An 8,098-nucleotide genomic window follows, 5' to 3' on the forward strand; every position below is an offset into this window, starting at 1 on the left:
GCTGCCCGCAGGGCCGTGCAGGTAGATCCAGGGCGCGCCCGGCACGTCGGCCAGCGCGCGCACCGCGGCCAGCGCGGCGGCGTTCGCGCCGGCGTGGAAGTGTTCGAAGCGCTGCCTGCGCGGCCAGCGCAACGCGAGCGGCAACTGCGGGATCATGGCACCCCGTCGTCGCCGCCGGTTTCGCGGGGCGCGGGCGTCGCGGCGCTGTGCTGCCCCGTGCCCCCGGTCCCGGTGGAGTCGGCCGGGTTGACGGTGACGTCGACCTCGGCGATCACCGGATCGTGGGGGCCGGCTTCGGTGTACAGCTCGCTCAGCCGATAGCGCTCCAGCAGGTAGCGCAGCAGCACCATGATCACCGAGGCCGCCGGCAATGCCAGCAGCACGCCGAGGAAGCCGAACAGGTAGCCGCCGGCCAGCACCGCGAAGATCACAGCCACCGGGTGCAGGCCGATCTTGTCGCCGACCAGCTTGGGTACCAGCACATAGCCTTCCAGCAGCTGGCCGACCACGAACACGCCGCACACGATCAGCGGATGCGTCCAGTCGCCGTACTGCACCAGCGCCGCGATGATCGCCGCGCCGAAGCCGACCATGAAGCCCAGGTACGGCACGAAGCTCAGCAGCCCGGCAACCATGCCGATCAGCGGACCGACCGACAGGCCGACCAGGGTGAGGCCGACGCCGTAGAAGATGCCCAGCCCCAGCATCACCAGCAGTTGGCCGCGCACGAACGCGCCCAGCACCGCGTCCGACTCGCGCGCCAGGTGGGCGACGGTCGGCTGTACCGAACGCGGCAGCACGCGGTCGACGTAGGCGATCAGGCGATCCCAGTCGCGCAGCAGGTAGAAGCTCACCACCGGGATCAGCACCAGGTTGGTCAGCCACATCACCGCACCGATGCTCGAACGCGACACGGTGCCCAGCACGGTGGTCGCCACCGCGCCGATGGAGCCGATGTGCGCGCGGATGGCATCCATCAGCCGGCCAGTGTCGAACACGCCCGGATCGAGGTTGAGCTTGCGCTGCAGCCAGGGCAGCGCGACGTTCTGCGTCCAGTCCACGTAGCGTGGCAGGTTGTGGATCAGGTTCTCGATCTGGCGCGAGATCAACGGCACCAGCAGCAACAGCGCGCCGACCAGCAGCAGCACCAGCACGAAGAACACGATGCTGACCGCCAGCGTGCGGTTCATGCCGATCCGCTCCAGCCGGTCGGCCAGCGGATCGCCAAGATAGGCGAGCATGCCGGCAATGGCGAAGGGCATCAGCACCGGCCCCAGCAGCCAGACGAGGAAGCCGATCACCAGCACGATCGCGAGCAGTTGCCAGCGGCGGGAAAGGTCGTGGGTCACGCGCAGGCCTCGGCGAAGAAGGATCGTGCCTTCCCCGCGCACGGGAAAAGGCACCGGCGGACGGGCAGGGCCCGATGCGTGCAGCGTCCGGTTGCAACGCTGCGGCTGCGGCCCACCCTCAATGCAGCCATTGCAGGCTGGCGTCTGCGCCCGCATGCGGCGCGGCCTGCATCACCCGCCCGCCCGCAGCCAGGCTGGTGGCCAGCGCCGCCGTCGGCACGCTGGACCTGACCGCGAACAGGAAGCCGCCGTTGTCGGCGCCCAGCGTGCTCACTTCGCGCACCGAGGGGTCGGCGCGCAGCATCGCCAGCAGGTTGGCATACGCCTGCGCCGAATCGACCTTGCCCACCCAGAGTTTGCCGTTGCTGACGCTGGCGCCGATCACGTTGAGCTGCTTGCCCAGGTGCTCGGCCAGGGTGTTGCCGGCATCGGCCAGCAGGGTGCCCTCGCTGACGGCCTGGTCGCTCCAGGACTGCGGCTTGCCGCCCGACACCAGCGTCCACTCCGCGCTGCCGCCCTTGAGGTTGCCGACCAGGATCAGGCCGGTGCGGTAGCGCTGGGTGACCTGCGCCAGCGCGGCCGGATCGGCTCCCGCCAGAGCCTTGGCGTCCGGCGGCCGGGCCGGGTCCGGATAGGCCAGCGTGTAGCCGTGGGCCGCCGCGGCCTGCGCGAGCCCGCCGAGCGAATCCTTGCCCAGCATGCTGCCGTCGCTGCCGCGCACCAGCGCGAGCACCGGCGGCTTGACGCCGGCGGCCGCCACGCCCAGCTGGGTGACCAGCCGGCGCACCGCGCCGGGGTCGAAGTTCACCTGCAGCACGATGCCGGTGCCGGCGCGCTGGTACTGGAACTGCTGTACCAGGCCGGGCGCACCCTTCAACGCCTCGTCGTAGCCAGGCTTGTCGCGCAGGTCCTGCCCGCCGGCGACACGCTCGAGCACCTGGCCCAGCGCCGTGCCGAAAGCCTGGTCGCGCTGCGCCTCGCTGGTGTCGGTGACCGGCACCACCACGGCGTAGGGCGAGGCGGGTGCAGCCGTCTGCGCATGCAATGGGATGGCGGCGAAGCCCAACAAGAGGACGGCGAGCAGGAGGCGGTGCAGGCGCATGGGGGAGCCTCATCCTTGGGAGGTGCGGGAAATCACGGCGAGTCTGCCCAATCCGGCCGGCAGCGTCCATCACGCAGGGCCGCGGGGCGCTGCCGCAGGTGCCGTCCTGCTAGAATCCAGCGTTTCTTTGCTGCCGGTGGCCGCCATGTCCGACCCCCTCACCTACCGCGCCGCCGGCGTCGATATCGACGCGGGCAATGCCGTGGTCGAACGCATCAAGCCGCTGGTCAAGCGTACCTTCCGGCCCGAGGTGATGGGCGGGCTGGGCGGTTTCGGCGGGCTGTTCGATCTGGCCGGCCGCTACAAGGAACCGGTGCTGGTCTCGGGCACCGACGGCGTGGGCACCAAGCTCAAGCTAGCCCAACAGCTGGACCGCCACGACACCATCGGCATCGACCTGGTCGGCATGTGCGTCAACGACGTGCTGGTGCAGGGCGCCGAACCGCTGTTCTTCCTCGACTACTTCGCTACCGGCAAGCTGGACGTGGACACCACCGTCGCCGTGGTGGGCGGCATCGCCCGCGGCTGCGAGCTGGCCGGCTGCGCGCTGATCGGCGGCGAAACGGCCGAGATGCCGGACATGTACCCGCCGGGCGAGTACGACCTGGCCGGCTTCACCGTCGGCGCGGTGGAAAAGTCGCAGCTGCTGTCGGGCGAGGCCATCGTGGCCGGAGACGTGGTGCTCGGCGTGGCCTCCTCCGGCCCGCACTCGAACGGCTATTCGCTGATCCGCAAGATCCTCGATCGCGCCGGCCGCCCGCTCGACCTCGACCTCGGCGGCGTGAAGCTCGCCGACGCGCTGATGGCGCCCACCACGATCTACGTCAAGCCGATGCTGGAGCTGCTGAAGTCGAATGCGAGTCCCTCGCAAAATCCCGCACATCCATGTGCGGACTCTTCAGAAATCCCGGTGCACGGCATGGCGCACATCACCGGCGGCGGCCTGAAGGAGAACATCATCCGCGTGGTGCCCGAGGGCCTCGGGCTCGCCATCGACGCCGACGCCATCGTGCTGCCGCCGGTGTTCGACTGGCTGATGCGCGAGGGCAAGGTGGCGCGCGAGGAGATGTGGCGCACCTTCAACTGCGGGGTGGGCTTCACCGTGATCCTGCCGCGCGCTGCGGTCGATGCGGCAGCCGCGCTGCTGGCGCGACACGGCTTGGCCAGTCGCGTCATCGGCGAGGTGGTCAAGGCGCAGGGCGACGAGCGCGTACGTATCGGTTGAACACGGAAATTCGTCCGCGCTGAGCATAGGCGCCCGGAGTCGAAGGACCCTTCGGCTTCGATCCTCCGGGTCTACGCTCAGGGCGAACGTACACACAGACATGCCCCACTCCCTGCGCATCGCCGTCCTCGCTTCCGGACGCGGCAGCAACCTCGCCGCGCTGCTGGCCGCGCGCGACCGCGGCGAGCTGGCCGCGCAGTTCGTGCTGGTGGCCAGCGACAAGGCCGGCGCCGGCGCCCTGCACCTTGCCGGGGAGGCGGGCATTCCCACGCTGGCGCTCGATCCGAAGGCTTACCCGGACAGGCGCGCATTCGATCTGGCGCTGTTCGCGCACCTGGCCGCCAGCGGCGCCGAACTGATCGTGCTGGCCGGCTTCATGCGCATCCTCGATGGCCAGGCGCTGGCGCCGTGGGCCGGCCGCATCCTCAACATCCACCCCTCGCTGCTGCCCAAGTACCGCGGCCTGCACACGCACCGCCGCGCGCTGGAAGCGGGCGACCTGGAGCATGGCGCCAGCGTGCACTTCGTCACCGCGGAGCTCGACGGCGGCCCGGTGATCGCGCAGGCCACCTTGCCGATCGAGCCGGGCGAGGACGAACAGCGCCTGGCCCAGCGCCTGCTGCCGCTGGAACATCGCCTGCTGCCGGCGACCGTCGCGCTGATCGCCCAGGGGCGGCTGGGCTGGCGCGACGGCGTCCCCACCTTCGATGGCAAGCCGCTGGCCGAGCCGCTGCGGCTGGGCACGCACGGGCTGCAGCCCGCCTGAACCCGAAGTTCAGCGAACGGCCGGCACACTCCGCCGCATGACCGCCCGATTCCTGTTGCGCACCCTCCTCACGCTCGGCCTGGCTGCCGCCGGTACGCTCGCATCCGCCGCCACGCCGCAGCCTTTCGCTGCCACCTACCAGGTAACCAAGGACGGCTCGCCGCTGGGCCGCGCCACCGTGGTCCTCAAGCCGGTGGGCGACGGCCAGTGGGAATACGGCAAGCGCATGCAGGGCACCTCCGGCCTGGCCGCGATGCTCGGCGCCAGCCTTCAGGAAACCTCGCGCTTCCGCTGGCGCGGCGACGTGCCGGAAGCGATCAGCTACGACTACCGCATGGACGCGGCGATCAAGACCAGGCAACGCCACCTGGCCGTGGACTGGGCCAGCGGCCAGGTGACCGTCGACGAAGGCAAGGGCACGCAGACCTACGCGGCCGTGCCCGGCATGGTCGAGCGCAACACCACGGCGCTGGCGATCGGCCTGGCGCTGCGCGACGGCCAGCAGCAGATCGCGCTGCCGGTGGCCGTGCGCCAGGAAGTCGAGCGCCAGCAGTTCAAGGTGGCCGGCAAGGAAAAGATCACCGTGCCGGCCGGCAGCTACGACGCGGTGCGGGTGGACCGCACCGACGCCGATCGCGGCTTCAGCGCCTGGTATGCGCCCGCGCGCTATCCGCTGCCGGTGAAGCTCTTCCAGCACGACGGCGGCAACCTGACGATGGAACTGGTGAGCTTCAGCCAACGCTGAGGCCGCATGCACTCCCGCCCCTGGTGGGGGAGCGAGAATCGAAGCCCGCTCCGCGACGGAAGCGACCTCAGCTCGGCAAGCGGCGGATCTTCGCCCCCAGCACGCCGAGCTTTTCCTCGATGTTCTCGTAGCCGCGGTCGATGTGGTAGACGCGGTCGACCACGGTGTCGCCGTGCGCGACCAGGCCGGCCAGCACCAGGCAGGCGGAGGCGCGCAGGTCGGTGGCCATGATCGGCGCGCCGCTCATGTGGTCCACGCCCTGGATGATCGCGGTGTTGCCTTCCAGGCGGTTGTCGGCGCCCAGGCGCTGCAGCTCCTGCGCGTGCATGAAGCGGTTCTCGAACACCGTCTCGGTGATCACGCCCACGCCCTCGGCCACGCAGTTGAGCGCGGTGAACTGCGCCTGCATGTCGGTGGGAAACGCCGGGTACGGCGCGGTGACGATGTTGACCGCCTTCGGCCGGCGGCCGCCCATGTCCAGCTCGATCCAGTCCGGCCCGGTGGACAGGTGCGCGCCGGCTTCCTCCAGCTTGGCCAGCACCGCGTCCAGCGTGCTGGCGCGGGCGCCGCGGGCGCGTACCCTGCCGCCGGTCATCGCCGCGCCGACCAGGAAGGTGCCGGTCTCGATGCGGTCGGGCAGCACCTCGTATTCGGCACCGTCCAGGCGCTCGACGCCGTGCACGGTCAACGTGGCGGTGCCGATGCCCTCGATGCGCGCGCCCATCGCCACCAGGCAGTGCGCGAGGTCGACCACCTCCGGCTCCTGCGCGGCGTTCTCGATCACCGTGGTGCCTTCGGCCAGCGTCGCGGCCATCAGGATGTTCTCGGTGCCGGTGACGGTGACCATGTCCATGGCGATGCGCGCGCCCTTCAGCCGCTTGGCCTTGGCGCGGATGTAGCCGTTCTCCACGGTGACCTCGGCGCCCAGCGCCTGCAGCCCGCGGATGTGCTGGTCGACCGGTCGCGAGCCGATCGCGCAGCCGCCGGGCAGCGACACCTCCGCCGCGCCGAAGCGCGCCACCAGCGGCCCCAGCACCAGGATCGAGGCGCGCATGGTGCGCACCAGGTCGTAGGGCGCCACGTAGCTCTCGATGGTGCGCGGGTCGACGTGCATCTTCATGCGGTCGTCCAGCACCAGCTGCACGCCCATGCGGCCGAGCAGCTCGATGAAGGTGGTCACATCGTGCAGGTGCGGCACGTTGCTGATCGTCACCGGGCCGTCCGCCAGCAGGCAGGCGGCAAGGATCGGCAGCACGGCGTTCTTGGCGCCGGAAATGGCGACTTCGCCATGGAGCGGCTCGCCGCCGCAGATCAGGATCTTGGCCATGGATGTCCTTCTTGGAAAGAGCGAAGCCGGCGCGGGGTCAAGGGCGCGCCGCGGCTTCCTCGGGCGTCAGCGTTTTCAATGCCAGCGCGTGGATCGCCCCGCCCATCAGCTCGCCCAGCGTGGCGTACACCATGCGATGGCGCGCCAGCGGCAGCTTGCCGGCGAACTGGCCGGAGACGACGGTGGCCTCGAAGTGCACGCCATCGTCGCCGTTGACCTGCACGCGGGCGCCGGGCAAGCCGTTTTCGATCAATGCCTGGATGCGGGCAGGGTCCATCGGGAGGGTCCATCGGTGGCGCAGATAGCGGGATTCACAACGTCTACTGAATCCAACGCGTGGCCATATGACGTTAAAATGCGAATATGCCATGGTAATGGAAATCCCCTGGCACAGAAATGCCGACGGCGTCCGCCGCCCCCGATAGAGACCCCATGAACGCACGCATCGCCCCGCCCGCCGCCAACCTGGACCCGGATGCCATCGCCCGCAGCGCGCGCACGGTGATCGCCACCGAGGCGGCCGCGATACGCGCGCTGGAACCGCGCATCGACGGCGGTTTCGTCCAGGCCTGCCGGCTGATCCTGGCCTGCCGCGGGCGGCTGGTGGTCAGCGGCATGGGCAAGTCCGGCCACGTGGGGCGCAAGATCGCCGCCACGCTGGCTTCCACCGGCACGCCTTCGTTCTTCGTGCACCCGGGCGAGGCCAGCCATGGCGACCTGGGGATGATCCAGCCCGACGACGTGGTGCTGGCGCTGTCCAATTCCGGCGAGACCGACGAACTCCTGTTCATCCTGCCGGTGATCAAGCGCCAGGGCATCCCGCTGATCGCGATCACCGGTAACCCCAGGTCGTCGCTGGCGCACCAGGCCGACGTGCACCTCGATGCCAGCATCTCCAGCGAGGCCTGCCCGCTCGGCCTGGCGCCCACCGCCAGCACCACCGCGGCGCTGGTGATGGGCGACGCGCTGGCGATCGCGCTGCTGGAGGCGCGCGGCTTCACCGCCGAGGATTTCGCCCGCTCGCATCCGGCCGGCAGCCTCGGCCGCCGCCTGCTGCTGCACATCAGCGACATCATGCACACCGGGGAAGGCGTCCCGATGGTGGCGCCCGGCGCCAGCCTCACCCAGGCGCTGATGGAGATGACCCGCAAGCACCTGGGCATGACCGCGGTGGTGGATGCCGACCGCCGCCTGCTCGGCGTGTTCACCGACGGCGACCTGCGCCGAGCGCTGGACGACGAGGAGGTGAACCTGCGCGGCGCCACGGTCGAGGCGTTGATGACCCGCGGCCCCAAGACGATCACCTCCGACAAGCTCGCCATCGAAGCGGCGCAGTTGATGGAGAAGCACCAGATCCACGCGCTGCTGGTGGTGGACCAGGAGCAGCACGTGGTCGGCGCGTTGAACATCCACGATCTGCTGCGCGCAAGGGTCGTCTGATTTGTCTCGACAAATCGGACAAATCAGGCAAGGTCGCTTTTGACCTTCTTCCACGACAGTTCCAAACCGTGCCCACTTCTTCCTACCGCGCCTCCATCCCCGCCGACCTGCTTGCCCGCGCCGCCGGCATCCGCCTGGCGGTGT

8 protein-coding genes and 1 pseudogene are annotated in these 8,098 nt (G+C 70.1%); 4 read left to right on the top strand and 5 right to left on the bottom strand.

All coding sequences use genetic code 11. The features are described from left to right. From HOQ08_RS15230 to HOQ08_RS00070, 3 genes and pseudogenes are all read right to left on the bottom strand, one after another. Positions 1 to 156, bottom strand: a pseudogene (locus HOQ08_RS15230) (DnaA regulatory inactivator Hda); the annotation flags it as partial. Continuing rightward, positions 153 to 1,349 (bottom strand): AI-2E family transporter, encoded by a 1,197-nt coding sequence (locus HOQ08_RS00065; protein WP_291189659.1) that lies wholly within the window; start codon positions 1,347 to 1,349, stop codon positions 153 to 155. The pseudogene HOQ08_RS15230 and the gene HOQ08_RS00065, both read right to left, overlap by 4 nt. 118 nt (positions 1,350 to 1,467) lie before the next feature. Then, positions 1,468 to 2,451: a DUF2066 domain-containing protein gene (locus HOQ08_RS00070; protein ID WP_291189662.1), complete on the bottom strand. Its 984-nt coding sequence runs from the start codon at positions 2,449 to 2,451 to the stop codon at positions 1,468 to 1,470. A gap of 145 nt (positions 2,452 to 2,596) precedes the next feature. On the opposite strand from HOQ08_RS00070, the gene purM reads away from it, so the two are divergent. The 3 genes from purM (at position 2,597) to HOQ08_RS00085 (ending at position 5,187) form a co-directional block, all read left to right on the top strand. Beyond that, complete coding sequence (gene purM, locus HOQ08_RS00075) at positions 2,597 to 3,676, top strand: phosphoribosylformylglycinamidine cyclo-ligase (protein WP_291189665.1); 1,080 nt, start codon at positions 2,597 to 2,599, stop codon at positions 3,674 to 3,676. 100 nt (positions 3,677 to 3,776) lie between these two features. After that, positions 3,777 to 4,442, top strand: a complete 666-nt coding sequence (gene purN / locus HOQ08_RS00080; RefSeq protein ID WP_291189668.1) for a phosphoribosylglycinamide formyltransferase — start codon at positions 3,777 to 3,779, stop codon at positions 4,440 to 4,442. Between the two features lie 37 nt (positions 4,443 to 4,479). Then, positions 4,480 to 5,187: a DUF3108 domain-containing protein gene (locus HOQ08_RS00085; protein WP_291189671.1), complete on the top strand. Its 708-nt coding sequence runs from the start codon at positions 4,480 to 4,482 to the stop codon at positions 5,185 to 5,187. Positions 5,188 to 5,254: 67 nt separating this feature from the next. On the opposite strand, the gene murA is transcribed toward HOQ08_RS00085, so the two are convergent. Beyond that, entirely contained in the window at positions 5,255 to 6,514 is a 1,260-nt protein-coding gene (gene murA / locus HOQ08_RS00090) for a UDP-N-acetylglucosamine 1-carboxyvinyltransferase (RefSeq protein ID WP_291189674.1), read from the bottom strand. Positions 6,515 to 6,551: 37 nt separating this feature from the next. Further along, on the bottom strand, positions 6,552 to 6,791 hold the full coding sequence (locus tag HOQ08_RS00095; protein WP_291189677.1) for a BolA/IbaG family iron-sulfur metabolism protein: 240 nt from the start codon (positions 6,789 to 6,791) through the stop codon (positions 6,552 to 6,554). Between the two features lie 155 nt (positions 6,792 to 6,946). Between HOQ08_RS00095 and HOQ08_RS00100 the strand changes: the two genes are divergently transcribed. Then, entirely contained in the window at positions 6,947 to 7,954 is a 1,008-nt protein-coding gene (locus HOQ08_RS00100; RefSeq protein WP_291189680.1) for a KpsF/GutQ family sugar-phosphate isomerase, read from the top strand. Positions 7,955 to 8,098 lie beyond the last annotated feature (144 nt).

This window comes from Frateuria sp. (assembly GCF_013362045.1).
GTDB lineage: Bacteria > Pseudomonadota > Gammaproteobacteria > Xanthomonadales > Rhodanobacteraceae > Frateuria_A.